The 24,742-nt window shown below is 72.8% G+C and carries 20 protein-coding genes; 9 read left to right on the forward strand and 11 right to left on the reverse strand.

Annotation, left to right across the window (positions count from 1 at the left end; all coding sequences use genetic code 11):
* Window positions 1-110: 110 nt before the first annotated feature.
* The 6 genes from ACFKCF_RS52600 to ACFKCF_RS52625 form a co-directional block, all read right to left on the reverse strand.
* A complete protein-coding gene (locus ACFKCF_RS52600; RefSeq protein ID WP_394503808.1) occupies window positions 111-587 on the reverse strand; it encodes a hypothetical protein in 477 nt (158 codons plus the stop codon).
* The gene (locus tag ACFKCF_RS52605; protein WP_394503809.1) at window positions 587-3,031 is read right to left on the reverse strand and encodes a molybdopterin oxidoreductase family protein; all 2,445 of its coding nucleotides are present in this window, start codon (window positions 3,029-3,031) and stop codon (window positions 587-589) included. The genes ACFKCF_RS52600 and ACFKCF_RS52605 overlap by 1 nt, the downstream gene beginning before the upstream one ends.
* Window positions 3,032-3,083: 52 nt before the next feature.
* Entirely contained in the window at window positions 3,084-3,560 is a 477-nt protein-coding gene (locus ACFKCF_RS52610) for an FxsA family protein (RefSeq protein ID WP_394503811.1), read from the reverse strand.
* A gap of 75 nt (window positions 3,561-3,635) precedes the next feature.
* Window positions 3,636-4,385, reverse strand: a complete 750-nt coding sequence (locus ACFKCF_RS52615) for a polyprenol monophosphomannose synthase (RefSeq protein ID WP_394503813.1) — start codon at window positions 4,383-4,385, stop codon at window positions 3,636-3,638.
* Window positions 4,385-5,974 (reverse strand): apolipoprotein N-acyltransferase, encoded by a 1,590-nt coding sequence (gene lnt / locus ACFKCF_RS52620; RefSeq protein WP_394503815.1) that lies wholly within the window; start codon window positions 5,972-5,974, stop codon window positions 4,385-4,387. The genes ACFKCF_RS52615 and lnt overlap by 1 nt, the downstream gene beginning before the upstream one ends.
* A 1,013-nt stretch (window positions 5,975-6,987) precedes the next feature.
* Entirely contained in the window at window positions 6,988-9,366 is a 2,379-nt protein-coding gene (locus ACFKCF_RS52625; RefSeq protein ID WP_394503817.1) for a HelD family protein, read from the reverse strand.
* A 328-nt stretch (window positions 9,367-9,694) separates the two neighbouring features.
* Between ACFKCF_RS52625 and ACFKCF_RS52630 the strand changes: the two genes are divergently transcribed.
* Genes ACFKCF_RS52630 through ACFKCF_RS52655 form a run of 6 tightly spaced genes read left to right on the forward strand, consistent with a single transcriptional unit; the run spans window position 9,695 to window position 16,338 of the window.
* Entirely contained in the window at window positions 9,695-10,891 is a 1,197-nt protein-coding gene (locus ACFKCF_RS52630; protein WP_394503819.1) for an ROK family transcriptional regulator, read from the forward strand.
* Window positions 10,892-10,916: 25 nt separating this feature from the next.
* Window positions 10,917-12,263 (forward strand): ABC transporter substrate-binding protein, encoded by a 1,347-nt coding sequence (locus ACFKCF_RS52635; protein WP_394503821.1) that lies wholly within the window; start codon window positions 10,917-10,919, stop codon window positions 12,261-12,263.
* Between the two features lies 1 nt (window position 12,264).
* A complete protein-coding gene (locus ACFKCF_RS52640) occupies window positions 12,265-13,194 on the forward strand; it encodes a carbohydrate ABC transporter permease (protein ID WP_394503823.1) in 930 nt (309 codons plus the stop codon).
* Window positions 13,191-14,096 (forward strand): carbohydrate ABC transporter permease, encoded by a 906-nt coding sequence (locus ACFKCF_RS52645; protein ID WP_394503824.1) that lies wholly within the window; start codon window positions 13,191-13,193, stop codon window positions 14,094-14,096. The genes ACFKCF_RS52640 and ACFKCF_RS52645 overlap by 4 nt, the downstream gene beginning before the upstream one ends.
* Window positions 14,093-15,352, forward strand: coding sequence for a 6-phospho-beta-glucosidase (locus ACFKCF_RS52650; RefSeq protein WP_394503825.1), 1,260 nt, complete (start codon window positions 14,093-14,095; stop codon window positions 15,350-15,352). Before ACFKCF_RS52645 ends, ACFKCF_RS52650 begins: the two co-directional genes overlap by 4 nt.
* Window positions 15,352-16,338 (forward strand): N-acetylglucosamine kinase, encoded by a 987-nt coding sequence (locus tag ACFKCF_RS52655; protein ID WP_394503826.1) that lies wholly within the window; start codon window positions 15,352-15,354, stop codon window positions 16,336-16,338. Before ACFKCF_RS52650 ends, ACFKCF_RS52655 begins: the two co-directional genes overlap by 1 nt.
* A gap of 98 nt (window positions 16,339-16,436) precedes the next feature.
* Here the strand turns inward: ACFKCF_RS52655 and ACFKCF_RS52660 are convergent, their stop codons facing one another.
* The 4 genes from ACFKCF_RS52660 to ACFKCF_RS52675 all read right to left on the reverse strand — a co-directional run bounded on the left by ACFKCF_RS52660 (window position 16,437) and on the right by ACFKCF_RS52675 (window position 21,375).
* Complete coding sequence (locus ACFKCF_RS52660; protein ID WP_394503828.1) at window positions 16,437-16,907, reverse strand: Lrp/AsnC family transcriptional regulator; 471 nt, start codon at window positions 16,905-16,907, stop codon at window positions 16,437-16,439.
* A gap of 24 nt (window positions 16,908-16,931) precedes the next feature.
* The gene (locus tag ACFKCF_RS52665) at window positions 16,932-17,525 is read right to left on the reverse strand and encodes an ATP/GTP-binding protein (RefSeq protein WP_394503830.1); all 594 of its coding nucleotides are present in this window, start codon (window positions 17,523-17,525) and stop codon (window positions 16,932-16,934) included.
* Between the two features lie 273 nt (window positions 17,526-17,798).
* On the reverse strand, window positions 17,799-18,650 hold the full coding sequence (locus ACFKCF_RS52670; protein WP_394503832.1) for a terpene synthase family protein: 852 nt from the start codon (window positions 18,648-18,650) through the stop codon (window positions 17,799-17,801).
* 109 nt (window positions 18,651-18,759) lie between these two features.
* Window positions 18,760-21,375, reverse strand: a complete 2,616-nt coding sequence (locus ACFKCF_RS52675) for a CHAT domain-containing protein (protein ID WP_394503833.1) — start codon at window positions 21,373-21,375, stop codon at window positions 18,760-18,762.
* A gap of 80 nt (window positions 21,376-21,455) precedes the next feature.
* On the opposite strand from ACFKCF_RS52675, the gene ACFKCF_RS52680 reads away from it, so the two are divergent.
* From ACFKCF_RS52680 to ACFKCF_RS52690, 3 genes are all read left to right on the forward strand, one after another.
* Window positions 21,456-22,793 (forward strand): S8/S53 family peptidase, encoded by a 1,338-nt coding sequence (locus ACFKCF_RS52680; protein ID WP_394503834.1) that lies wholly within the window; start codon window positions 21,456-21,458, stop codon window positions 22,791-22,793.
* A 73-nt stretch (window positions 22,794-22,866) separates the two neighbouring features.
* Window positions 22,867-23,448, forward strand: coding sequence for an RNA polymerase sigma factor (locus ACFKCF_RS52685; protein WP_394503836.1), 582 nt, complete (start codon window positions 22,867-22,869; stop codon window positions 23,446-23,448).
* Window positions 23,449-23,453: 5 nt separating this feature from the next.
* Entirely contained in the window at window positions 23,454-23,918 is a 465-nt protein-coding gene (locus ACFKCF_RS52690) for a hypothetical protein (RefSeq protein WP_394503838.1), read from the forward strand.
* Here the strand turns inward: ACFKCF_RS52690 and ACFKCF_RS52695 are convergent.
* On the reverse strand, window positions 23,911-24,742 hold an 832-nt coding region (locus ACFKCF_RS52695; RefSeq protein ID WP_394503840.1), incomplete at its 5' end, for a LuxR C-terminal-related transcriptional regulator. The genes ACFKCF_RS52690 and ACFKCF_RS52695 overlap by 8 nt on opposite strands.

The following is a 24,742-nucleotide window of genomic DNA, read 5'->3' on the forward strand; positions in this document are numbered from 1 at the left end:
CTCTCACGGTGAAACCCCCGGGCTACCCGCCCGGGGGTTTCTTCATGCCCGCTGTACGAAGGGCGGGCCGCGCGTGCGATCGGCGGCCGGACCTCGCGCCGGCACGGTGATCAGGACAGCAGGGCCTGGGGGGCCGAGTCCTTGAGGCGGGCGTTCGCCCACCGTAGTTGCCGCAGCGTCTGCGGATGGCAGCGTTGCGCCAGCGCGAGCAGTTCCTGCTGTTTCGCCGCCTGCGCGGCCTGCGCCAGGAGCTCCCAGTCCAGGGACACCTCCGACGCCGCCAGGTACAGGTGGCGCAGGTCGGCCAGCAGTGACAGGCCGGGCTCGGAGCGACGGCCGAGCCACTCCGCGGCCTTCTCGCGCAGGCGCTCCGCCACGGAGACGTCATGGGAGGGGTCCAGGTCCAGGCCGAAGTCCTTGCCCGCCTCCGCCAGGTCGCGGACGTGGTCGTGGCACCAGCCCGCCAGGTCCCGGGCGACGTGGTACGTCTCGTGGTCGCTCTTGTGCCGTTCCGTCATCCGCAGCAGCAGGTGGGCCAGCTCGTTCTCCGAGCGGTGCAGCTCACGGATCACCAGGTCGATCTTCATCACATGGCCTCCTCGGCCTGGGCGGCGGCGCCTCCGGCCGTCTCGGGGACGTCGGCGGAGACGGGACGGGCCGCCGCGGTGGTCGGCGCCGGGGACGGGGCGCCGGAACCGGCCATCACCAGCGAGACCCGAGCCGCGGCGGTCTTGAAGACGGGCTGCTTGGAGGCCGGGTCCCACTCCGTGATCGTCAGCTCGTTGGCGGCCCGCCCGGGCGACTCCCCTGGCCCGGTCCCGTCGGGGCGGTCCCAGTAGCCGTAGTGGAACGGCAGGAAGATCACCCCGTCGCGCATCGCGGTGACCCGCAGCCGGGCCCGAACCGAACCCCGGGCCGTGGCCACCTCCAGCACGTCGCCCTCGGCGAAGCCCAGGCGTGAGGCGTCCGGCGGGGACATCTCCACCCACGGCTCCGGGGCCGCCTGCTGGAGCTGGGGCGCCCGCGCGGTCTTCGTCCGGGTGTGGAAGTGGTAGATGGTACGCCCGGTCGTCAGCCAGAACGGGAAGTCGCCGTCCGGCTGCTCGTGCGGCGGCACGTACTCGGCGGCCTTGATGATCGCCTTGCCGTCGGGGTTGAGCGCCTTGTACTCGATGTCCGACAGCGGCGCTCCCGTGACCAGATCGCGTCCGTAGTCCTCGCAGTAGTCCGGGGCGCTCCAGAACCGGCCGTCGGCGTACAGGCGCTCGGTCCCTTCCGGGTGACCGTCGTCGCACGGCCACTGGACGCCGCCACTTCCGCGCAACCGCGCGTAGGACAGGCCGCTGTAGTCGCACGGACGGCCGCGCGAGCACTCCTTCCAGGCCTCGAACGCCCCCTCGGCGTCGCTCCACTTCACCAGCGGCGCGCCGTCCTTGTCGCGGAGGTCCAGCCGGCGCGCGAGATCCAGGAAGATGTCGAGGTCCGGGCGGGCCTCGCCGGGCGGTTCGACGGCCTTGTCCGACAGGTGCACGGTGCGGTCGGTGTTGGTGAACGTGCCGGTCTTCTCCGCCCAGGTCGCGGCGGGCAGCACCACGTCGGCCAGTTGCGCGGTCTCGGTCAGGAAGATGTCCTGCACGACGAGGAACAGCCGTTCCTGCGCGAGGATCGACCGGATCCGCGCCAGCTCGGGCAGCGACACCGCCGGGTTCGTCCCCGTCACGTGCAGGAAGCGGATCGAGCCCTCCTCCGCGTAACGGAACATCTGCATGGCGTGGGTCGGCGGCCCGTAGTGCGGGATGTCCATGGGGTCGACGTTCCAGACGCGGGCCAGGTCGCGCACGTGGGCGTCGTTCGACCAGTTGCGGAAACCCGGCAGGTCGCCGTCGGCGCCGCATTCGCGGGTGTTCTCGGCGGTGGGCTGGCCGTTCATCTGCAGCACGCCGCAGCCGGGCCGGCCGAGCATGCCGCGTACCAGATGGACGTTGTTCACCTGGACGGCGGCGGCGGTCGCCTGGTGCGCCTGGTAGAAGCCCTGCAGGACGGTGGACAGCAGGCGCCGCGCCGTGCCGATCAGGCGGGCGGCCTCGCGCAGCGCGTCCGCGGGCACGTCACAGATCCTCGCGGCCTCCTCCACCGGGAAGTCGTGCACCCGCTTCTCGAGCTCCTCGAAGCCGACCACGTGATCGCGCACGTACCGCTCGTCGATCCAGCCGTTGGCGAGGATCTCGTGGAGCAGGCCGTTCATCAGGGCGACGTTGGTGCCGGGGCGGTTGGCCAGGTGCACGGCGGCGGCCCGGCTCACCGGGGTCTCGCGCGGGTCCACGCAGACGAGGACGGGCGGGTTCGGGCCGGCGAGCCGGTCGAGGATCCGCGCCCACAGGACGGTCTGCGTCTCGGCGACGTTGTGCCCGTAAAGGGCGATCACGTCGGCATGGTCGACGTCGGTGTAGGAGCCGGGCTGACCGTCGCAGCCGAACGACTCCTTGAGCGCGGCCGCCGCCGTCGCCGTGCACAGGCGGGTGTTGCCGTCCAGGTGGTTGGTGCCGATGCCGCCGTGCGCGATCAGCGCGAGCGTGTAGTACTCCTCCAGGAACAGCTGGCCGGTGGTGTAGAAGCCGATCGCGCTGGGGCCCTGCTCGTCGAGGAGCCGCCTGACGTGGCCGGCCACGCGGTCCATCGCGGTGTCCCAGTCGGTCTCGACCAGGCGCCCGTTCTCGCGGACGAGAGGGCGTACGAGCCGGTCGGGCGCGTTGACGGCCTGCCAGCCGTACAGGTCCTTCGGGCCGAGGCGGCCGTGGTTGACGCGGTCCTGGGCGCGCCCGCGCACCCCGACGACACGTCCGTCCTTGACCGCGATGTCCAGGCCGTCACCGTTGCTGTGCAGGATCGTCGCGCTCTGCACCCAGCGCTCCACGTCCTGCGCGCGCAGCCCGCTCTCGAGAAAGGAGTCGACGCGGACCGGCCAGGGCTCTCCCGGCCCGTACGGCGTCCGCGTCCCCCATGGCTCGGCGATCCTGTCCACGTAAGGCATGCGTCCTCCCGGGGGTCGTCAGATCCCGAACGCATGCCCCATACCGGGACGGTCAGTCGCGGTCCTCGCGGATGACCTCGCCGTGCACCACGCGCCCGCCGTCCGGCACCTTCACGTCCTGGTGGGACGGGAAGAGGTTCGCGTACGGGGAGCTCGCGGCCAGCCGCTTGACCCGGCGCTCGAAGAACCAGGCGCCCAGGCGGCGCATCATAGGCCGCGTGAACGGCAGGATGCACAGGAACCCGAAGACGTCCGTGAAGAAGCCCGGCGTCAGCAGCAGCGCGCCGCCCACCAGGACCAGGCCGCCGTCGGCCAGCTCGCGCTCGGGCATCCGGCCGGACCCGATCGCCTCCTGGAGCGCCCGCCAGGCCCTGCGGCCCTCACGGCGTACCAGCCAGGCGCCGAGCAGGCTGTCGGCGATGAGCAGGGCCACGGTCGCGGGCCCGCCGATCACCGAACCGACCTGGATGAGCAGCCAGATCTCCAGGACGGGGACGACCAGGAAGGCCAGGAAGAGCAGCAGCCGCATCGTTTCCTCGATTCCGCACCAGCGCGTTACACCAGGAACAACGGCCGACGGCCGCAAAGCGTTCCGCCCGGGCCGCTACTGGTCGCGGCCGGCGCGCAGCCGCCTGGGCAGGCCCGTGACGCCCCACAGGCCGATGCGCCACAGCGCCTCGGACATGACCTTGCCGCTCATCTTGCTCTTGCCCACCGTACGCTCCACGAACGTGATGGGCACCTCCACCACCCGCAGCCCGTTTCTGGACGTGCGCAGCGTGAGGTCGACCTGGAAGCAGTAGCCCTGCGACTCCACGCCGGACAGGCCCACCTTCTCCAGGGTGGCGGCGCGGTAGGCGCGGAACCCGGCGGTCGCGTCGCGCACGGGCAGTCCGAGCATCACCCGGGTGTAGAGGTTGGCGCCCTTGGACAGCAGCTCGCGCCGGTGCGGCCAGTTGACGACCTTGCCGCCGGGCACGTAACGCGACCCGATCGCCAGGTCGGCGCCGTCGGCCAGCGCCTCGAGCAGCTTGGGCAGCTCCTCGGGCTGGTGGGAGCCGTCGGCGTCCATCTCGACCAGGATGTCGTAGCCCTCCCGAAGCCCCCAGCGGAACCCGGCGATGTACGCCGCGCCGAGGCCCTGCTTGGCCTCCCGGTGCAGGACGTGGACGTGGTCGTCGCCGTCGGCCAGCCCGTCGGCCACCTCGCCGGTGCCGTCGGGGCTGTTGTCGTCGGCCACGAGCACGTGGACCTCCGGCAGCGCCGTCCGGATCCGCTCGACGATCATGGGCAGGTTGTCGCGCTCGTTGTAGGTCGGCACGACGACGAGCACCCGGCCGAGAGTCTCCATCATCAGTCGTTCCTCATCCGATCGCCTCGCCGTCTGCCCCGCCACGCGGCGACTCCGGCCGCCGCCGCTCCCATCACCATCAATGCCCACTCAGGAAGCGCGCCCACCTCGGTGGCGATCGTTTCCTGGGTGCGTACGGGCACCTTGACCACGTTCATGTCCGCGACCAGTTCGCGGGTCTGCCAGGAGACCTTACCGTCAGGTCGGATATAGGCGGAGATCCCCGTGGTGGCGGCGGCCACGACCGCCCTGTTGTGCTCGACCGCGCGCAGCTTGTACATGGCCAGCTGCTGCGTCGGCAGATTCGACAGCGCGTACGTGGCGTTGTTGGCCTGCATCGCCAGGACGGTGCCGCCGGCGCGTACGGTGCCGCGCACGGTGTCGTCGTAGGCCACCTCGTAGCAGTTGACCGCGCCGATCGTGATCGGGCCCAGCTTCAGGTCGCCCGGCCTGTCCCCCGGGACCGACTGCCGTCCGACCAGGCTCGCCCGCTCCCACAGGGCCAGGACGATGTCCTTGAACGGCGTGTACTCCCCGAACGGCACCAGATGCTGCTTGTCGTAATAGGCGCCGGGGCCGGTCACCGGGTCCCAGACGAGGCTGCGGGTGGCGCGGGAATCCTCGCCGATCGCGACCACGGCTCCGATCAGCGTGGGGACGCCGACGTCGCGGACGGAGTCCTGGATGATCTCCCGGGCGTACGGGTCCTGGTAGGGGTCGATGTCGGTGGAGTTCTCGGGGAGGACGACCGCGTCGGGCTTGGGGAGCTTTCCTTCACGTACGGCCTGGGCCAGGCGCTTCGTCTCGTTGGCATGATTTTTCAGGACAACGGCGGGCTCGTCCCCCAGGAAGCCCATGCCCCTTCCCGGGACGTTCCCCTGGACGATGCCGACGTTGACCGTCCGCCCCTCGTCGCCCGGCCTCGGCAGCGCCAGCGTCAGGACCGGCACGGCCAGCGCCAGCGCCGCCGGAACCGCCCTGCGCCACGCGCCCTCGCCCTTGGGCCGTGCCAGGGCCGCGTAGGCCAGCAGGGCGCCGCTCACGGCCACGGCGAACGACACCAGCGGCGCGCCGCCCAGCGCGGCGTACTGGGTGAACAGGGACTCGCTCTGGCTGAACGCCAGCCGCGCCCACGGGAACCCGCCGATGGGCACCTGGCTGCGGGCCCACTCCATGGCCACCCACAGCCCGCCGAACCACAACGGCCACGCCCGCAGCCTGAACACCAGCGCGGCCAGGGCGGCCATGACGGCGTAGAAGACGCTCTCCGTGGCGACCAGCATCAGCCAGACGTCGTCCCCGATGGGGCGCACCCAGGCCAGGGTGGGCAGCAGGAACACCAGGGCGATCAGATAGCCGAGCCAGGCGGCCCTCCTGGGCCGGGTGCCGTGGAGCGCCGCGACGATCAGCCCGACGCCGATCGGGGCGGCCGGCCACCAGTTGAGCGACGGGAACGCGGTGTACAGCGCCACCCCGCCGGCCACACCCGCCACCACGCGGGCCGACAGCACCCGCCCCGGCTCCCGCTCCCCGCGGCCCGGACCCGCCGTCTCGGGCGCGGCTGCAGCGGGCGCAGCCGCCCCCTCGGACACGGGCGCGGCGTCGGGAGAGGCAGGCGCGGCTCCGGGGTCGGATGGCGAAGCGGGGCGGGCGGCGGCGGACGACGCCGCATCGGAGGCGGGCGTGGCACCGGAAGGGGCAGCCGCGGCTTCGGGCACGGGTGACGACACGGGGCGGGCCGCGGTAGGCGACGCCGCCGGGGTCGTGGGCGCCCCCTCAGGCGCAGGCGCAAGGTCGGACGCGGACGCGACAGCGGACGCGGCGTCGAGCGCAGGCGCGGCGGCGGATGGCGTATCGGGGTCAGGCGTGGAGGCGGTGGGCGATGCGGCGCCGGGGGAAGGTGTCCCTTCGGGCGAGCCTTCGCGGGCAGGGGCGGCGGTGGACGGTGGCGTGGGCTCGGGGCCGTCGGCGAGCGCCGCGTCCGGGGCGTCGGGGGGGGGGGGGGGGGGGGGGGGGGGGGGGGGGGGGGTCGGCACGAGCCGGCTCGCGCCCGGGGGTGGGCGGTAGGCTCGTTCTCTCCTGAACCACTCCGGGGTCTCCTCCGCCGAATCGCACGCCTGCTTGCGAAAACGCTACCGCCCCGCAGGGGCGCCCGGAGCCAGCGCAGTGCCGGAAGATCGAAGGAATCGGCGTTTCACGCCGGGAGGCGGCAGGGTGATCCCGCGGCCTACGGGACCACCCGGCGCACATGTCGGTCCTGCGCACGAGAGCGGGAAGAGGGCCCGGAAACCCTTCGGACCGGACCCGTCTCGTCGGCGGCGAGCTCGGAATTCCGTTGTCTACTGGGCTCCCGGACCCGTCCCGGGTCCAACCCCCCGCCCGGTTGGGGTGCCCCGACTCGACGGACCGACGGCCCTGCACCTGGCTGTGTGGACGGAGTCACACTCCGTCACGGACGCAGGATCCGACGATGTCAGAGACGGCCAACCGGCCAAGTCCCGTGCTGGACTGCGCAGCAAACTACCGACTCCACCTCAGATGTCAACCGTGTCCCGATCAGCAGAAACATCAAGTTTTCGCAGGTAGGGCATGGGGCGTAAGCCGGTCAAAGGTCATTTGCCGACGCCGGGGAGCGGCTCGGCAAGCCCCTCAGAGCCTGCGACAGCGGCCGCTCGTGCACCACTCCGAGCCGTTGCGTGGCACGGGTGAGAGCAACATACAGGTCACTCGGGCCTCGTGGCGACTGGGCGGCGATGAGGTCGGGCTCGGCCACGATCACCGAGTCGAACTCCAGCCCCTTCGCGTCGGCCACCCCCATCACGGCCACCGGCGCGTCGAGTGCCGCCGCCGCCCCGGCCCGCCCCACGCCCGTCGCAACCACCCCACCCGGACCCGTGCCGGAGTGCGCCGCCGCCCCGCCCGGACCCGTGCCGGACCCCGCCGCCGCTCCGGCCGAGCCTGTGCCGGACCCCGCCACCGCCCCGCCCGGACCCGTGCCGGACTGAGGCGCCGTACGTCCCGCCCCGGATCCCGGGTTGCCGCCGCGGCCCGGACCGGGCGCCACCACCACCGCGCCCGACACCGTGGCGGCCACCTCCGCGCCCAGCCGCTCCAGCAGCGCGTCCGGCACCACCACGGCGACCTTGCCGCCCTCCCCCACCTCGGCCTTGGCCAGCTCCGCCAGCGCCGACAGCGGCGCCGACCACGGCTCCACGCCGAGCTCGCGCACGGACGTGGGCGCCTCCAAAGCGGGATCGATGGTCGCCAGCACGCGGGCGGCCACCGCCATCAGCTCCACCGGCGTGCGGTAGTTGACGGTGAGCCGCTCCTGCCGCCACCGCCCGGCCACGTACGGATCGAGGACCTCCTCCCACGACCGCGCCCCGGCCGCCGACCCGGTCTGCGCGATGTCCCCGACGATCGTCATCGACCGCGTCGGGCAGCGCCGCATGACCGCCCGCCACGCCATGTGCGACAGCTCCTGCGCCTCGTCCACGATCACGTGCCCGTAGGCCCAGGTGCGGTCGGCCGCCGCGCGTTCGGCGGTGGTGAGGTAGGGACCCTCGCCGCGCTGGCGCTCGGCCAGGCGCTCGGCCTCCATGACGTCGGACAGCCCGGTCAGCTCCAGCACCTCGCGGGCGTAGGCGAGCTCGGCCTCGCGCTCGCGCTCCTCGGCCTGCCGGGCGGCGGCCAGCTCCTCCTCGGCCTGCATCGCGCTGGCCCGCAGCACCTGCTCGTCGATCTCGCCGAGCAGCTCTGCGGCCTCGTCCAGCAGCGGCACGTCCGACTCGGTCCACTCGCCGCCGTCACGCCGCAGCAGGGCGCGTTCCTGCGGGCTCAGGTCGGAGGCGGCGTAGCCGAGGCGCTCCGGGGAGCCGTACAGGCCGAGCAGCAGCCGCTGCGGCGTCAGGTACGGCCAGAGCCGGTTGAGCGCGGACTTGACCACCGGCTCGGTACGCAGCTCCTCACGCAGGTCGGCCAGCTCGTCGTCGTCGATGAGCCCCTTGCCGATCTTGCGGGCCTGCTGCCTGGCCAGGGCGTTCAGCAGCGACCGGACGAACACGGCGCGCGCCTGGTTGTGCGGCCGGCGCGAGCGGGTGGCCTTGTTGCGCGCGGCGTCGAGCATGGAACGGTCGATGGTGAGCGTGATGCGCCCGATGGTGAGCTCGACGGGCTTGCGCGGCACCCGCTGCCGGTCGCGTACGGCCTTGGCGATCACCTCGGCCATGCGCGCGTCGCCCTTGAGCGCGGCCACCTTGGGCCGCTCCCGCGCGGTGGCGGTCACGCCCGGGTACAGCTCCCCGACCGTGGACAGCAGCACGTCGGTCTCGCCGAGCGAGGGCAGCACCTGCTCGATGTAGCGCAGGAAGGTGAGGTTGGGCCCGAGGATGAGCACGCCGCGGCGCTCGAGCCGTTCGCGGTGGGTGTAGAGCAGGTAGGCGGCGCGGTGCAGCGCGACGACCGTCTTGCCGGTGCCGGGTCCGCCCTGGACGACCAGCACGCCGTTCAGGTCACTGCGGATGACGCGGTCCTGCTCGGCCTGGATGGTCGCCACGATGTCGCGCATGCGGCCGGTGCGCCGCTCGTCGAGCGCGGCCAGCAGGGCCGCCTCGCCGTTGAGCGTGGCGCGGTCGTCGTCGGTGAGCGAGTCGAGGTCGAGCAGGTCGTCGTCGACGCCGATCACGGAGCGACCCTTGGTCTGCAGGTGGCGGCGCCTGGTCACGCCCATCGGAGCGGCCGGGGTGGCACGGTAGAACGGCTGCGCGACCGGCGCGCGCCAGTCGATGAGCAGGCGCAGCTGCTCGTCGTCGGTCATGCCGAGCTTGCCGATGTACAGCCGGCCCTCGTCGACGTGATCGAGGCGACCGAAAACCAGGCCGCGCTCGACCGCCCAGAGCCGGGCGAGCCTGGAGGCGTACATGTCGGCGAAGGTGTCGCGCTCCGACCTGTTCTGCATCGTGCCGACGGCGCCCGTGGCCAGCACCTCCTTGAGCTGGCGCTGGGTACGCTCGCGCAGCTCGTCGAGGCGGTCGTAGAGTCGGGTGACGTACGCCTGCTCCCTGGCGAGCTCTGTTTGACGAGTTGCCGCCTGACCGTTATTGTGGTTAATGAGACACTCCGGGCCATTCTGCTTGTTGTTACGACAAACGACGACATTAGCACGCCTGTTGAGGCACTCTCACCTGCTTTCTCCCTCCATCTCTTTCCTTGTTACGGCTTGGTTTCACCCGCATCCGGCTCTTGACCCACGGAGCCCGACTCCCTATGTTCCGAGTTAGGAAAGTTTCCTAACTCGCGCAAGGAGCCCATCCGTGAGCGGTCCGGTACCGGGGACCCCCAGTCTGCTACGTGCCATCAATGATCGCGCCGCCCTGCAGGCACTCCTCGAACGCGGCCCGCTGACCCGCCCCGAGATCGGCACCCTCACCGGGCTGTCCAAGCCGACGGCGTCCCAGCTCCTCGCCCGGTTGCAGGAGGCCGGGCTGGTGGTGCTCGACGGCATCAGGGAGGGCCTGCCGGGGCGTACGGCGGAGGTCTACCGGATCAACCCGGCGGCGGCGTACGTGGCCGCGCTCGACGTCACGCCCGACCGGATCGAGGCCAAGGTGGCCGACATCACCGGCGCGATCGTCGGCGAGCACACGCTGCCGACCCCGCGCCGGCCCCACGGCGAGCTGGTGGACCGCCTGAACGCGGCCCTGGAGGGCGCGAGCCCGCCGGACAAGCTGCGCCGGGTCGTGATCGGCGTGCAGGCCGCGATCGACCCGTCCACCGGCAGGCTCGGCTACGCGGCCGCCAAGGACGTGCCGGGCTGGCAGATCCCCGACCTGGTGCCGACGCTCAGCGCGGGCCTGGGCGTGCCGGTGGACGTGGAGAACAACGTCAACCTGGTCGCGGTGGCCGAGCAGGCGCACGGGGCGGCCCAGGGCCATCAGGACTTCGTGCTGCTGTGGGCCGACGAGGGCATCGGCTCGGCCATCGTGCTGGGCGGCCGGATGCACAGGGGCGCCACGGGCGGCGCGGGCGAGGTGGGCTACATGCCCACCCCGGGCGCGCAGACGGCCCGCGAGGCCGGCCGCTACGCCAACCACGGCTACCAGGCGCTCACCGGCGGCCCGGCGGTGCTGAAGCTGCTGCGCTCGTACGGCGTGCGCGGCGGCGACTTCCAGCACGCCGTCGCCAACGCCGTGCGGGCGGCCGAGGGGAAGGGCCAGAAGGCCGACGACGCCAGGGCGGGGCTGCGCGACATCGCCGCCCGCCTGGCCGTGGGCCTGGCCGCGATCACGTCCGTCGTGGACCCGGGGCTCATCGTGCTGACCGGCGGCGTCGTGCTGTCGGGCGGCGAGAGCCTGCGCGAGCTGGTCGAACACGAGCTGCACGCGCTCACCATCCCGCAGCCCCGGGTCCGGCTGTCGAGCGTCGAGGGCAACCCCGTCCTCGCCGGCGCCCTCGATCTGGCCCTTGCCACCGTACGCGAAGAGGTCTTCAGCTCAACCGTTCCGACATGATCCACCACGGCAGGAGGCACCCCCCGTGCGCTTCGTCCCTCTGTCGGTCGCCGCGGCTCTCGCGCTGACCGCCTGCACCCTGACCGGGTGCACCGCGAACAAACAGGCAGGGCCGTCGCTCGGCGCCCAGCCCAGGCCCTCAGGCTCGGCCTCGCAGGCGCTCCCGGCGGCCACGCTGGAGCTGTGGCACGGGTTCTCCACGGACGCCGAGGTCAAGGCGTTCGAGGAGGCCATCGCGGGCTTCAACAAGAAGTTCCCCCAGATCACCGTGAAGGCCGTCAAGAACGTGCAGGACGACCAGATCACCCAGGCCATCCGGGGCGGGAACGCGCCGGACGTGGCGGCCTCGTTCACCACCGACAGCGTTGCCCAATGGTGCAGGTCGGGATCGTTCCAGGATCTCACTCCGGTGATCAAGCAGGACGGGATCGACCTGTCGGTGCTGCCCGAGGTGGCGCGCTCGTACTCGGGCTTCGAGGGCAAGCAGTGCACGCTGCCGCTGCTGGCGGACGCGTACGGGCTCTACTACAACAAGGCGCTGATGAAGGGCAGCCAGCCGCCCAAGACGCTGAGCGAGCTGACCGCGCTGGCCAAGAAGCTCACCGTGCGCGACGCCGACGGCACGATCAAGGTGGCCGGGTTCATCCCGAGCGTCCAGTACTACGAGAACAGCCCCACCCACCTGGCCCCCATGGTGGGCGCCAGGTGGTACAACGACGACGGCACCTCGGCCATCGGCGCCGACCCGGCCTGGAAGCGGCTGCTGACCTGGCAGAAGGAGCTCGTCGACTGGTACGGCTACGCCAACCTGGAGAAGTTCCGCAAGGGCCTGGGCGACGAGTGGGGCGCCAAGCACCCGTTCTACCAGGGCAAGGTGGCCATGGTCCTGGACGGCGAGTGGCGTAACGCCATGATCGCCAACGAGGCGAAGGACCTCGACTACGGCACCGCTCCCCTGCCCGTCGCCGACGACCGGCCCGACCTGTACGGCAGCGGCTTCACCGCGGGCACCGTGATCGGCGTGCCGAAGGGCGCCAAGCACCCGCAGCAGGCGTGGGAGCTGGTCAAGCACCTCGCCACCGACACCGCCTCGCTGGTGACGCTGTCGAACGCGCTGCGCAACGTGCCCACGACGAAGGCGTCGATGGAGTCCCCCGAGCTGGCCAAGGACGCCAACTTCGCGACGTTCCTGAACATCTTCGCCCACCCGAAGACCTCGACCATCCCCGCCAGCGTGAACAGCGTCTTCAACCAGGAGGTCATGAGCACGTTCATGACCAAGTGGGAGAAGGGTTCCGTACCCGACCTCCACGCCGGGCTGAAGGGCGTGGACAAGCAGATCGACGACAAGCTGAAGCTGTCCGGGGGCTGAGGTGGCCGCGCTCGCCGACGTGTGGCGGCGCCGCGAGGGCCTGCGGGCCCTCGTGTGGCTGTCGCCGTGGATCGCCGGGGTGTCGATCTTCTTCGTCTACCCGCTGCTGTCCACCGTGTACTTCTCCTTCCACCGCTACGACATGTACACCCTCGAGTTCGCCGGCCTGGACAACTACCGCTACCTGTTCCAGGACCCCCGGGTGCTGACCTCGGCGAAGAACACGCTGTGGCTGGTGCTCATCATGGTGCCGGCGACCGTGCTGTGCTCGCTGGCGCTGGCGCAGCTCGTGGTGCGCCTCAAGGCCGGCGTCGGGCTGTTCCGCACGATCTTCTACCTGCCGTCGCTGGTGCCGATGGCGGCCGGCACGATCACGTTCGTCTTCCTGATGAACCCGGCGACCGGGCCGTGGAACCAGTTCCTGGCCCTGTTCGGCATCCAGGGGCCCGACTGGTTCGGCGACCCGGCCTGGTCGAAGCCGAGCCTGACGCTGCTGTCGCTGTGGAGCTGCGGCCAGCTCGTCGTGATCTTCATGGCGGCGCTGCTGGACGTGCCCAAGCACCTGTACGAGGCGGCAGCCATCGACGGGGCGGGCCCGTGGCGGCAGTTCCGCAGCGTGACGCTGCCCGCGATCGCGCCCGTGCTGATGTTCTCCCTGGTCACGAACGTCATCTACGCCCTGCAGTACTTCACGCAGGCGATGATCGCCTCCCGGGTGGCCTCGGGCGAGACCGACTCGCCGGGCAGCTCGTTCTCGCCCGGCTACCCGGACGAGTCGCTGCTGACGCTGCCGCAGTGGCTGTTCCAGGTCGGCTTCCGCGACTTCTCCATGGGGTACGCGTGCGTGCTGGCGCTGCTGCTGTTCGCCACCTCGATGGTCTTCACACTGATCCTGCTGCGGCAGTTCCGCCGGGCCGAGGAGGCGTCATGAGCGCCACGATCGCCGACCCGGGCACCGCGCCGTCCCGTCCGCCGGCCGCGCACGCCCGGCGGGACGGGGTCCGGGCCCGCAGGCGGCGGGTGCTGGTGTGGATCGCCACGCACGCGCTGGCCATCGCGCTGGCGCTGATGTTCCTGGCGCCGGTGGTGTTCATCGCGCTGACCGCGCTGATGACCGACCAGCAGGCGCTGACCAGCGACCTTTGGCCGCGCAGCTGGAACTGGGACAACTTCGCCGTGGTGTTCGAGAAGTCGATGCTGCTGCGGTGGACGGCCAACACGCTCATGTACGCCGTGCTCGGGACGGTGTTCACCGTGGTGTCGTCGGTGCCGGTGGCGTACGCGCTGGCCAAGTTCCGCTTTCCGGGGCGGCGGCTGGCGTTCCTGCTGGTGATCACCGCGATGATGCTGCCGCCGCAGGTCATCGCGGTGCCGATCTACCTGGTGTGGGCGCGGCTGGGGCTGACGGACAGCCTGTGGCCGCTGATCCTGCCGATGCTGCTCGGGGACGCGTTCTCGATCTTCCTGCTGCGGCAGTTCCTGGTCACGATCCCGCGCGACTACACCGACGCGGCCAGGGTGGACGGCTGCTCCGACCTCACGACCCTCATCAGGGTGATCCTGCCGATGGCCCGCCCGGCCATCGCGGCGGTCGCCCTGTTCCAGTTCTTCTACTGCTGGAACGACTACTACGGGCCGCTGCTGTACGCCGGCGTCGAACAGGACCACCTGACGCTGTCGCTCGGCCTGGCCACGTTCAAGGCGTTCCACAGCGTGCAGTGGAACCTCACCATGGCCGCCACGCTGCTGGTGACCGCACCGGTGATCATCATGTTCTTCTTCGCCCAGCGAGTGTTCATCGAGGGCGTGACTTTGACGGGAGTGAAGGGTTGAAACTGGCCGTGGTCGGGGGCGGCTCGACGTACACGCCTGAGCTGGTCGACGGCTTCGCGCGGTTGCGCGACGAGCTGCCGGTGACGGAGATCGCCCTGATTGATCCCGATGCCGCGCGCCTGGAGCTGGTGGCGGGCGTGTCGCGGCGGATGCTGGCGCACGCGGGGCATCCGGCGCGCGTGCTGGCCACCTCCTCGGTGGAGGAGGGGGTCGCGGGGGCGCAGGTGGTGCTGTTCCAGCTCAGGGTGGGCGGGCAGGCGGCGCGGGAGGTGGACGAGACGCTGCCGCCGCGCTGCGGGTGCGTGGGGCAGGAGACGACGGGCGCGGGCGGGCTGGCCAAGGCGCTGCGGACGGTCCCGGTCGTGCTGGAGATCGCCTCGGTGGTTCGCGCGCTCGCGCCGCAGGCGTGGATCGTGGACTTCACCAACCCCGTCGGCATCGTCACCCGGGCCCTCCTGGACGCCGGGCACCGGGCGATCGGGCTGTGCAACGTGGCGATCGGCTTCCAGCGCCGCTTCGCCGCCTGGCTGGGGGCGGAGCCCTCGCGGATCTCGCTCGGCCACGTCGGGCTGAACCACCTGACCTGGGAGCGGGCCGTCCACCTGGACGGCGAGGACGTCCTGCCGGCCGTCCTGCGCTCGCACGGGCAGGAGATCGCCGACAGCCTTGGGCTGCGGCTGGAGCTGCTGGAGCGGCTGCGCTCGATCCCCTCCTACTACCTGCGCTACTTCTACGCCCACGACGCCGTGGTGCGCGAGCAGCGCGCCAAGCCGTCGCGGGCGGCCGAGGTCGCGGCGCTGGAGCGGCGGCTGCTGGAGATGTACGCGGACCCGGCCGTGGTGACCAAGCCGGAGCTGCTGTCGGAGCGCGGCGGGGCGTTCTACTCGGAGGCGGCGGTGGCGCTGATCGCCTCGCTGCTCGGGGACCGGGGCGACGTCCAGGTGGTGAACGTGCGCAACGGCGGCACGCTGCCGTTCCTCGACGACGCGGCGGTGATCGAGGTGCCGGCGGCCGTCGGCGCCCAGGGCGCGGCGCCGCTGCCGGTCCCGCCGGTCGAGCCGCTGTACGCCGGGCTGATCGCGCATGTGTCCGCGTACGAGAGCCTCGCCCTGGACGCGGCGCTGCACGGCGGCGCGGACCGGGTGCGCGACGCACTGCTCGCCCATCCGCTGGTCGGGCAGGACGAGATCGCCGAGGAGCTGACGGGCCTGCTCCTCGAGGCGAACCGCGCGCATCTGCCGTGGGCGGTGGGCTAGTGGGGCGCCCGCGGCTCGTGCTGGCGGTGGACGGCGGCAACAGCAAGACCGACGTGGCAGTGATCTCGGATCACGGCGAGGTGCTCGCCACGGGCCGCTCGGGGCCGTTCGCGCCGCAGCGCGACGGGGTGGCGGCGGCGGTGGGCGTGGTGCGGCACGCGCTCGCCGCCCTGGGGCCGGACGTGGTGCCCGAGGGCGGGTTCGACCACGTGTCGGCCTGCCTGGCGGGGGCGGACCTGCCGGCCGAGGAGGAGGCGCTGGCGCGGGAGTTCGCGGCCAGGGGGTTCGGCGGGGACGTGGTGGTGCGCAACGACACGTTCGCGCTGCTGCGGGCCGGGGCGTCGGCCCCGTGGGGGGTGGCGGTGGTGTGCGGGGCCGGCATCAACGCGGTCGGCGTCTCCCCCACGGGCGCGGTGGCCCGCTTCCCCGCCCTCGGGCGGATCAGCGGCGACTGGGGCGGCGGCCAGGGCCTGGCGGAGGAGGCGCTGTGGCACGCCGTGCGCGCCGAGGACGGGCGCGGCGTGCCGACCACGCTGACCGGGCTGATCACCTCCCACTTCGGCACGGCGACGGTCGAGGAGCTCGTGCTGGAGGTGCACTTCGGCCGCCTGAGCGAGGAACGCCTGCACGAGCTGTCGCCGGGCGTGCTCGCGGCGGCCGCGGACGGGGACGCGGTGGCCAGGTCGCTGGTGGAGCGGCAGGCCGAGGAGGTGACGGCGATGGCGGAGGTGTGCCTGCGCCGCCTCGGCCTGCTGGAGACGCCGACCGAGGTGGTGCTGGGCGGGGGCATGCTGACGGCCCGGGATCCGCTGCTGACCTCGCTGCTGGACTCCTGCTTCGCCGTACGGACGCCGCGGGCGAAGCCGGTGCTGGCCGACGCGCCCCCGATCATGGGCGCGGGCCTGCTCGGCCTGGAGCACCTCGGGGCGGCGGAGAGCGCCAAGGCCCGCCTGCGCGCCCGCTACGAGCCGCCTGGGCGGGGCTGAGAGGCCCTCTGCTCACGTCGCGGTGGTCCGGGGAGGCAACTGGGCCAAGGGGGCGACGACGGCCCGGGGCAGGCCGCCGAGGGCGACGGGGTGGAGGGTCAGGCGTCCGGGGTGGAAGGGAACTCGCCGGCCACCTCGGGGGCGCGATGCTCGTACGGGGTGCTCAGCACGACCGTGGTGCGGGTGGAGACGTTGGCCGAGGCGCGGATCTGCTGGAGCAGGTCCTCCAGCGCCGACGGCGAGCCCACCCGGACCTTGAGGATGTAGCTCTCGTCGCCCGCCACGCTGTGGCACGCCTCGATGGCCGTCAGGTGGGCCAGCCGCTCCGGGGCGTCGTCGGGCGCGGCCGGGTCGATCGGCTTGATCGACACGAACGCGGTCAGCGGCAGCCCCACCGCCTCATGGTCGATGATCGCGGCGTATCCGCGCACGACCCCGCGCTTTTCCAGGCGCCGTACGCGCTGGTGCACCGCTGAGACCGAGAGCCCGGTCTCCCTGGCCAGGTCGGTGAAGCTCATGCGGCCGTCGCGGGCGAGCAGCGTGACGATCCGGCGGTCGATCTCCTCCATCGCCAAAAGGTTAGCCGGTCATGGTCACGACATGGTCCCGACGGGCGAGGCCCCCATGCGCATCGCGTGCTCGACGAGCGTGATGAGCACTTCCCTGCCCGAGTCCTTCCTGCGGGCGTCGCAGCGCACGATGGGGACCTCCTGCTCCAGGCCGATCGCCGAGCGCACCTCGCCGACCGTGAACGGCCTGGAGCCGTCGAAGCAGTTGAGCGCCACGATGAACGGCTGCTCGCGCTTCTCGAAGTAGTCGACGGCCGGGAAGCAGTCGTCGAGGCGGCGGGTGTCGGCCAGCACGACGGCGCCGAGGGCGCCCATGGCCAGCTCGTCCCACACGAACCAGAACCGCTCCTGTCCGGGCGTCCCGAACAGATAGAGCATGTAGTCGTTGGCGATGGTGATGCGGCCGAAGTCCATGGCCACGGTGGTGGTGAGCTTCCTCTCGACGCCTGACAGGTCGTCGATGTGGGTCCCGACCTGGGTGAGCGCCTCTTCCGTACGCAATGGCCGGGTTTCGGACACGGCACCGACCATGGTGGTCTTGCCCACACCGAAACCCCCGGCGATCAAGATCTTGATCGCTGTCGGCAGCCGCCAACGGTCAGAGCGACCGAATTCCATCCAGCACCGCCTGTACCTCTCCCGCGCATGCACAACCTCGCCCCTGAGGTGCCGTGGTCAGTGGTACCTGTCAAGGTGCGTTGAGAAGGTCGCTCCACATGCCTGGCATCCAGACACCCTAGCAACGCCACATTTTCCACTCAAGCCGCAACCTTTTACAAGAATCAAAATGTCACGTTTTGTCGTCCGACGCACACTTATTCGCCGATCTGACGGTCAATGTGTCAAGCCAGTTTGTCAGGGAATCCGACAGGTACTTTAGCGTGCCGGTCCTCAGCCCGAAATACCGACGAAACCTGCGTTGAAACCGAGCTGTCTGCGCAGGTAGGCGGCGGTGCGAGGGCTGCCGGCGCGTACCGGCTCGATGAGCCCGGCGGCCTGGCGGGCCAGGACGGCCATCGCCTCGGTGACCTCGGCGCGGCTGACGCCGAGCGCCAGGACGTTCAGGTCTCCCCAGCTCATGTCCTTGCGGTACGAGGCCAGGTCGCCGAGCACGTGCAGGTAGCGCTGGACCTGCCTGCTGACCGCCCGCAGGTCCTCCAGATGGGTCCTGGCCCAGTCGTCGGCGGTGTAGATCCAGTGCGAGACGTCCACGAAGCACGAGCCGCGGCTGTCGGCGTTGTCGAGATAGCGCTCCAGCGTCAGGACGGCCCCCGTGTCCCGCCACACCCACGCCCTGCCCATGCCGGTCAGCGTCTCGGCGAGCTGGTCGCGCCAGATCCACCGCAGGTCGTCGAACTCCTTGACGGTGCCCAGCTCGTCACGCAGGTCGGCCAGGAACCGCGTCGCCGCCGAGCGGGGCACGGCCCCGTCGGCGACCGACAGGCATTCGTGGATCAGCCGGTCGACCTGCTCGCGGGTGGTCGCGGTGTGGTCGACGAGGCGGTCCACGGCCAGGACCCACAGGGCGGCCCGGTTGGCGACCTTCAGTCGCTCGGCGCTGACCCAGGGGGCGCTGAAGGCCGTGGAGAGGGTCAGGGCGGTGTAGGACTCGGAGCCGAAGGCCGCCGCGGGGAACAGCCCGCCGTACATCTGGGCGCAGCGCCGCAGGTCCCGGCCGCATTCGGCGGCCAGCGCGCACGTCCTGCCGAGCTCGAACGCCTCGTCCAGCTCGTCGTCCGGCATCCTAGGGCCGCTCGATCAGCTCGCGGATCATGGGCGACCGTCCCCCAAACCCCGATATCCATCTGTCAGAGAATTCTTTCATGATCGCGCGCGTCCGATCAATGGCCGATCAGCCTGCCCCGATGGCGATGAACGACACGTCGTCGCCCCTGGCCCGGCAGAGCGCCTCGGCCAGGCCGAGCCCGCGGCGCAGGCCGTCGTGCAGGCCGAGCATGACGGGCACGGCGGTCTCGTCGTTCACGGGGACGACGCTGGCGACGATCCCGGCGGTGCCGAGGCGGAGCAGGGCGGTGGCCAGGCCCAGCAGCTCGTCGGCGCCGACGGCGGCCATCTGGCCGGAGTCGCAGCTGGACAGGACGAGGTGGTGGGGGGCGCGGCGCAGGCGTTCGAGGTCGTAGCCGGTCAGCGGGCCGTCGTCGAGGTGGAGCGAGGAGAACAGCGGGCTGTCGGCCCTGAACGTGCCGTGCGCGGCCAGGTGGGCGAGCAGGCTGCCGTCGATGGCCGCCAGCACCGCGGGCGCGGTGGCCCGCCCCGCCTCGAGGACCGAGGCCTCACGGCCGGCCTGGGCGTACAGGCGGGCGATCTCGCGTACCTCGCGGTCGGCGTGGGCGACCCCCGGGCCGCGGACGAGGACGATGCGGCCGCCGTCGGGGCGCGGCGCGGACCTGGCGCGCAGCCACGCCCCGGCGGAGGGTGCGACGGTGAAGGGCCGGCGGCGCAGGGACGGCAGCAGGCCCCAGGGAGTGGTGTGCAGCGTGCTGGGGGGAACCACGACCAGCGGGGCCTCCTCGCCGAGCAGGCCCGCGACCGGGCCGAGCACCGCCCGCTCCAGCCGGGCGCCCAGGTCGTGGAGCTCGCCCTGGTCGGGGTCGCGTTCGTAGGCGAGGCGGCGCAGCCTGGAGCGGGCGAACTCGACCTCCGCGACGGCCCGGTCCATGGGCCCGGCGATGTGGCGGCGTACGGTGCCGTCGCCGCAGAGCAGGACGTGCAGCGTGCCGTCCACCGCGACCAGCTCGGCCAGCCGGCCCCCGCCGAGGGCGTCCAGGAGCCGCCCGGTCCGGCGGTCGTCGCGGTCGCGGCCCTCGCCTCCTCCGCGTGAACGCCCCTTGGCGTGCCCGGTGGTGGCCAGCGTGGCGGACCTTACGCGGGACTCCAGGCGGCTGCGGTCGCGCTCCAGGGCGGCGGCCGAGGCGGCGCCGTCCTGGCGGGCCTGGGCCAGCAGGTGCTCGGCCTGCCGCAGGGCGGCGAGCCGGGCCAGGAGCTCGCCGTCCTCGGGCGGGCTCACGGCGGGCACGGCGAGCGAGGTGGCCCGCCACCGCTCCGTCCAGGCCAGCAGCCGGCGGGGCCGTCCCTCGCGCAGCAGGTGCCGCTGGGCGAGCGTGACCAGCTCCGCGCCCTGGGCGGTGGCCAGCGCATGCAGCTCGGAGGAGCCGAACGTGAGCCGGTGCTCCTCGAGGAGTGCCAGCCCGGCCCGGCAGGCGTGCAGCAGGCGGCGCGGCTCCCCGGCCGCCTCCGCCCTGAGCGCCTCGGCCAGCCAGCCGCCCGCCCGGGACGTGGCGGGCCCCTTGTGCCGGACGCCGGCGGCCCTGGCAAGGTGCCGCTCGGCCACGCCCGCTCTGCCCAGGGCGAGCGCGATCCGCCCCGCCAGCAGGTGGGCCTGCCACACCTCCGGCGACTCCAGCACGGCCAGCCGGCCGGCGAGCCGCTGGGCCTCGCCCAGCGCGGTCCGCCGCGCCGGGGCGTCCGGGGTGGCGTGCTCGGCCTGCAGCACGATCAGGCGGGCGTGCTCGGACCACCACGCGCGGTGCTGGCGGGCGAACAGCCGGCGGGCCTCCCCCGCCCGCTCCCCGGCGGTGGCCGGGTCGCCGCTCTGGAGGGCGGCGCGGGCGGCGATGAGCAGCAGCTCGGCGCGCCGGGTCGCCTGGCCGCGCAGCCGGGCCAGCAGCCGCAGCCCTCCGTCCGCGTGCTCCAGCGCGTCGCGGGCCAGCCCGGCGGCGAGCAGGACCGCGCACCGGTCGCCGACCAGGTCGAACATCGGCGTGCCGAGCGAGCGGAAGCGCTGCTCCGCCTCGTCCAGCAGGGCGAGCGCCGCGGGCAGGTCTCCCGTGCGGAACGCGGCCACCCCCCGGTTCTGGACGGCCACCGCCGAGTCGTGCTCCTGCCGGGTCGGGCCCAGCATGTCCTGCGCCGTGCGGAAGTCCGCGTCGGCGGGCTGGACGGCGCCCAGGGCGAGCTGGACGTGCCCGCGCAGGGTCAGCGCCCGCGCCGCCCACACCGTGTCGCGCGCCGCCAGCAGCGCGGGCACCGCGTCCCGCAGGTCGTCGAGGGCCTCACCGTGCCGGCCCAGGATCCATCGGGCCCCCGCGCGGCGGAACAGCACCCGCGCCCGCGTCGTGCCGTCCGCCCGCGTCGCGGCCTGGTCGAGCGCCGACAGTCCCGCCCGCGTGCGTCCGGACTGCAGCAGCGCGATGCCCAGCGTGGCCAGCACGTCGGTCTCGCGGTCGGCCGAGCCGGAGCGCCGCGCCAGGCGCACGGCATGCCGCAGCTCCCCGATGGCCGCCTCGAGGTCGCCGAACTCACGGTGCAGGATCCCGAGCGCCTGCCTGGCGATCGAGGACTCGTACGGCCCGCTCCCGTCGGCCAGCAGCGCCCTGGCGGCCGCCACGGCCTCCCGGGGTCTCGCGAAGACCATGGCCAGCAGGTCATGCGGATCTTCCCGGGACACGCCACGATCGTAGACCCCTGCTGTATCAGCAGGCCCGGTGATGCCTCATACCTACGTACGCCAGGAAGAAAAGAGTGGGGATGACATTATCGGACACCCGGTTCTGGGAGCAGTTGGAGATACTCAACGCGGCGCTGCCGGACGGCATGCGCGCGGTCGCGGGGCCCGAAGGGGCCGCGCCGGGATCCGCGGTGCAGCCGCGGTTCGCCCACCTCGCCGGGCACGTCCTGGTGCGCGACGCCGACGCGGGCCGGGCCGCCGCGGCCGTCCAGCGCCTGCAGCCGGGCCCCGACGCGGTCCGCGTGGCCGGGGCCAGGACCGTCGGCCGGACCTCCATGCGCCGGCTCTCCGTCGGCTCCAGGAACCTGCACCGGACCGTCGAGCGGCTGGCCCGCGAGGACATCGCGTCGAGCCTGGTCCACTTCGTCACCGTCGCGGGCGTCAACCTGTGCCCCGGCGACGAGCCGGTCCCGAGCGCCGGGCCGCTCAACCCGCCCCTGTCCGGTCGCGACCGGGGCGCGGGGGTGAGCGTCGCCGTCCTCGACACCGGCCTCGTCCACGACTACCTCGACCACCAGTGGCTGGCCGGGAGCTCGGGCCTCCCGAACATCCCCAAGGTGGACGGCGACGTCACCGCCCCGGGCGACGAGCTCGACCCCGACGGCCTGATCAAGCCGTACGTGGGTCACGGCACGTTCATCGCCGGAGTGCTGCGGTGCGTGGCGCCCGCCGCCGACGTGCGGGTCTACAACGCCTTCCCGTACGCGGGCGCCGCCCTGGAGGACGAGCTGGGCCAGACCCTGCTGCGGATCCTGGACGAGCACGGCTGGCCGGACATCGTCTCCCTGTCCGCCGGCACCAGGACCGCCGACGCGAGCGCGCTGCTCGGCCTGGCCGACTTCGTGGACGAGCTGGCCGCCCACCCCGGCACGCTCCTGGTGGCCGCGGCGGGCAACGACGGCGAGACGCTGCCGTTCTGGCCGGCCGCGTTCGCCACGGAGCCGGTCAACGCCTCCGGCGACGTGGTGCTGTCGGTGGGCGCGCTGCGCGAGGACGGGCTCGGCCGGGCCTGCTTCAGCAACCACGGCGACTGGGTCACGGTGTACGCGCCGGGCGAGCGCCTGGTCAACGCCTTCACCTCCGGCCCCTACCAGTACGGCTACCCGCACCGCACCACCTGCCGCTTCGCCGACCCGGCCCACTACCCCGGCTGCACCTGCGTGGCCACGCTGCAGGACGGCGACAAGGCCTCCTTCACCGGCCTGGCGGCCTGGAGCGGCACGTCGTTCGCCACGCCGATCGTGGCCGGGATGATCGCGGCCCGCATGTCGCAGGAGCAGGTGTCCTCGCGGGCGGCCGCGGCGCAGCTCCTCGCGGGGCGGCTGGCCGTGCCGGATCTGAGCGGTTTTCTCCGATGATGGCGAGTTACCCGCCCGGCGGCGGTATGCGAAATATATTGGGCTTCCCGCCCAGATATAGGGAGCAGCCGCAGTGGACGACACCGCAACCCTGGTCGCGGCTGCCGCGGACGGCGACGCTGGGGCGTGGAAGGAGCTCTACCAGCGCTACAGCGGGCTGGTCTGGGCCGTGGCGCGGGGCTGTCTCGTGAACGACTCCGACGCCCAGGACGTGTGCCAGACGACGTGGTACCGCTTCGCCGAGCACCTGACCAGGCTCCGGGAGCCGGAGCGGGCCGGCTCCTGGCTGGCCAGCACCGCCAGGCACGAGGCGCTGCGGGTCCTGCGCACCAGAGGCCGGGCCCTGCCGGTCGGCGACGTGGAGCTGATGGGTCTCGACGCCGACGAGCGCTCGCCCGAGTTCCTGCTGCTGGAGGCCGAGGAGGCGGACGAGCGGGCCGAGCGCGAGCAGGAGCTGTGGAGCGCGTTCGAGGAGCTGCCGGAGCGCTGCAGGCGGCTGCTGCGCGTCCTCATCGCCGAGCCGCGGCCGAGCTACCAGGAGATCGCGGACGGGCTGGGCATGCCGGTCGGCAGCATCGGCCCCAACAGGGGGCGGTGCCTCAAACGGCTCGCCGCCCTCATGAACCGGCGGGGCGTGAACGGCATCCGGGGGTGAACAGCGTGGACGACGCCATGGACGACGCCATGGACGACGGGGACCTGGAGCTGGAGGAGCGGCTGCGGGCGGCGGCCGAGCGGCTCGACCCGGTCCCGGCCGGGCTGTTCGAGGAGGCGATGCTGGCCTACGCGCTCAGGTCGCTGGACGCGGAGCTGGCCGAGCTGACGTTCGACTCGTGGGAGGAGCTGTCGGCCACCCGGGTTCGCGGCGGGGGGCGGGCGCGGCTGCTGTCGTTCGCCGCCGGGGAGGTCGTCGTGGAGCTGGAGGTGACCGGCAGGCGGCTGGTCGGGCGGGTGTCGGGCGGTACGCCCGCCGAGATCGTGGTGCAGCGGCGGGACGGCGGCACGCCGGTGCGCGCGGACGAGCTGGGCCGGTTCACCACGGGCGAGCTCGCGCCCGGCCCGTTGCGGCTGCGGGTCAGCCCCGGCCGCGGCGGCCCCGTGGTGACCACCTGGATCCTCATCTGACCGGCGTCAGGTCACCCAGCTTGGCGGCCAGCGCCACCCGGGAGCCGATCCCGAGCTTGGTGTAGATCTTGCCGAGGTGGTACTCGACGGTCTTGACGCTGATGAGCAGCTCTCTGGCGATCTGCCGGTTCGTCAGCCCGCCGGCCACCAGCGTGGCGGTGCTGAGCTCCTGGGGCGTGAGCCCGAGCCGTACCGTGGCCGGGGGCTCCAGCCCGCACGCCTCCAGCTCCCGGGCGCAGCGGTCCACGAGCGGGCGCGCACCCAGCCGCTGGAAGATCGCGCGGGCCGCGCCGAGCCGGTCGGCGGCCGCTCTGCGCCGGCACGTGCGGCGCAGCAGCCTGCCGAGGTCGAGCAGCACGCGTGCCTCCTCCAGCGGGCACACCCCCTCCACCAGCGCGAGCGCGCGGGCGAAGCGCTGCTCGGACTCGTGTGGAACGTTCCTGGCGGCGAGCAGCAGACCCTCCAGCCTGAGGTGGGCGGCCTGCCCGGGCGGCCCCGCCGGGCCGCTCTCGCCGAACGCCGCCAGCGTCCGCTCCGCCTCCTCCAGCCGCCCGTCGGCCACCAGCGCCTCGATCCGCCCCGGCCGCGGGTCGGGCACGAACACGTCATCCGGCCCGTCCGCCGTCCCGGGCTCGGCGCCGACGAGGGCCAGGGCCAGCTCCGCCTGCCGCTCCCCCATCGCGTGGCGCAGGCGGCGGGCGGTGGCGCGGGCGGCGCGGGCGTGCGCGAGCGCCCGCTCGTGCTCGCCGCGGGCCGCCAGCGGCGCCACGCACGCGACCTCCAGGCACGGCAGCAGCCACCGCTGCCCGAGCGCCCGCGCCTCG

The organism is Nonomuraea sp. JJY05 (assembly GCF_043496855.1).
GTDB lineage: Bacteria > Actinomycetota > Actinomycetes > Streptosporangiales > Streptosporangiaceae > Nonomuraea.

Coding starts and splice junctions, on each gene's coding strand:
- ACFKCF_RS52610 (WP_394503811.1), bottom strand. CDS start 3,560: ATGCGGCTGCTGCTCTTCCTGGCCTTCCTGGTCGTCCCCGTCCTGGAG.
- ACFKCF_RS52600 (WP_394503808.1), bottom strand. CDS start 587: ATGAAGATCGACCTGGTGATCCGTGAGCTGCACCGCTCGGAGAACGAG.
- ACFKCF_RS52615 (WP_394503813.1), bottom strand. CDS start 4,385: ATGATGGAGACTCTCGGCCGGGTGCTCGTCGTCGTGCCGACCTACAAC.
- ACFKCF_RS52670 (WP_394503832.1), bottom strand. CDS start 18,650: ATGCCGGACGACGAGCTGGACGAGGCGTTCGAGCTCGGCAGGACGTGC.
- ACFKCF_RS52645 (WP_394503824.1), top strand. CDS start 13,191: ATGAGCGCCACGATCGCCGACCCGGGCACCGCGCCGTCCCGTCCGCCG.
- ACFKCF_RS52605 (WP_394503809.1), bottom strand. CDS start 3,031: ATGCCTTACGTGGACAGGATCGCCGAGCCATGGGGGACGCGGACGCCG.
- ACFKCF_RS52660 (WP_394503828.1), bottom strand. CDS start 16,907: ATGGAGGAGATCGACCGCCGGATCGTCACGCTGCTCGCCCGCGACGGC.
- ACFKCF_RS52680 (WP_394503834.1), top strand. CDS start 21,456: ATGACATTATCGGACACCCGGTTCTGGGAGCAGTTGGAGATACTCAAC.
- ACFKCF_RS52665 (WP_394503830.1), bottom strand. CDS start 17,525: ATGGAATTCGGTCGCTCTGACCGTTGGCGGCTGCCGACAGCGATCAAG.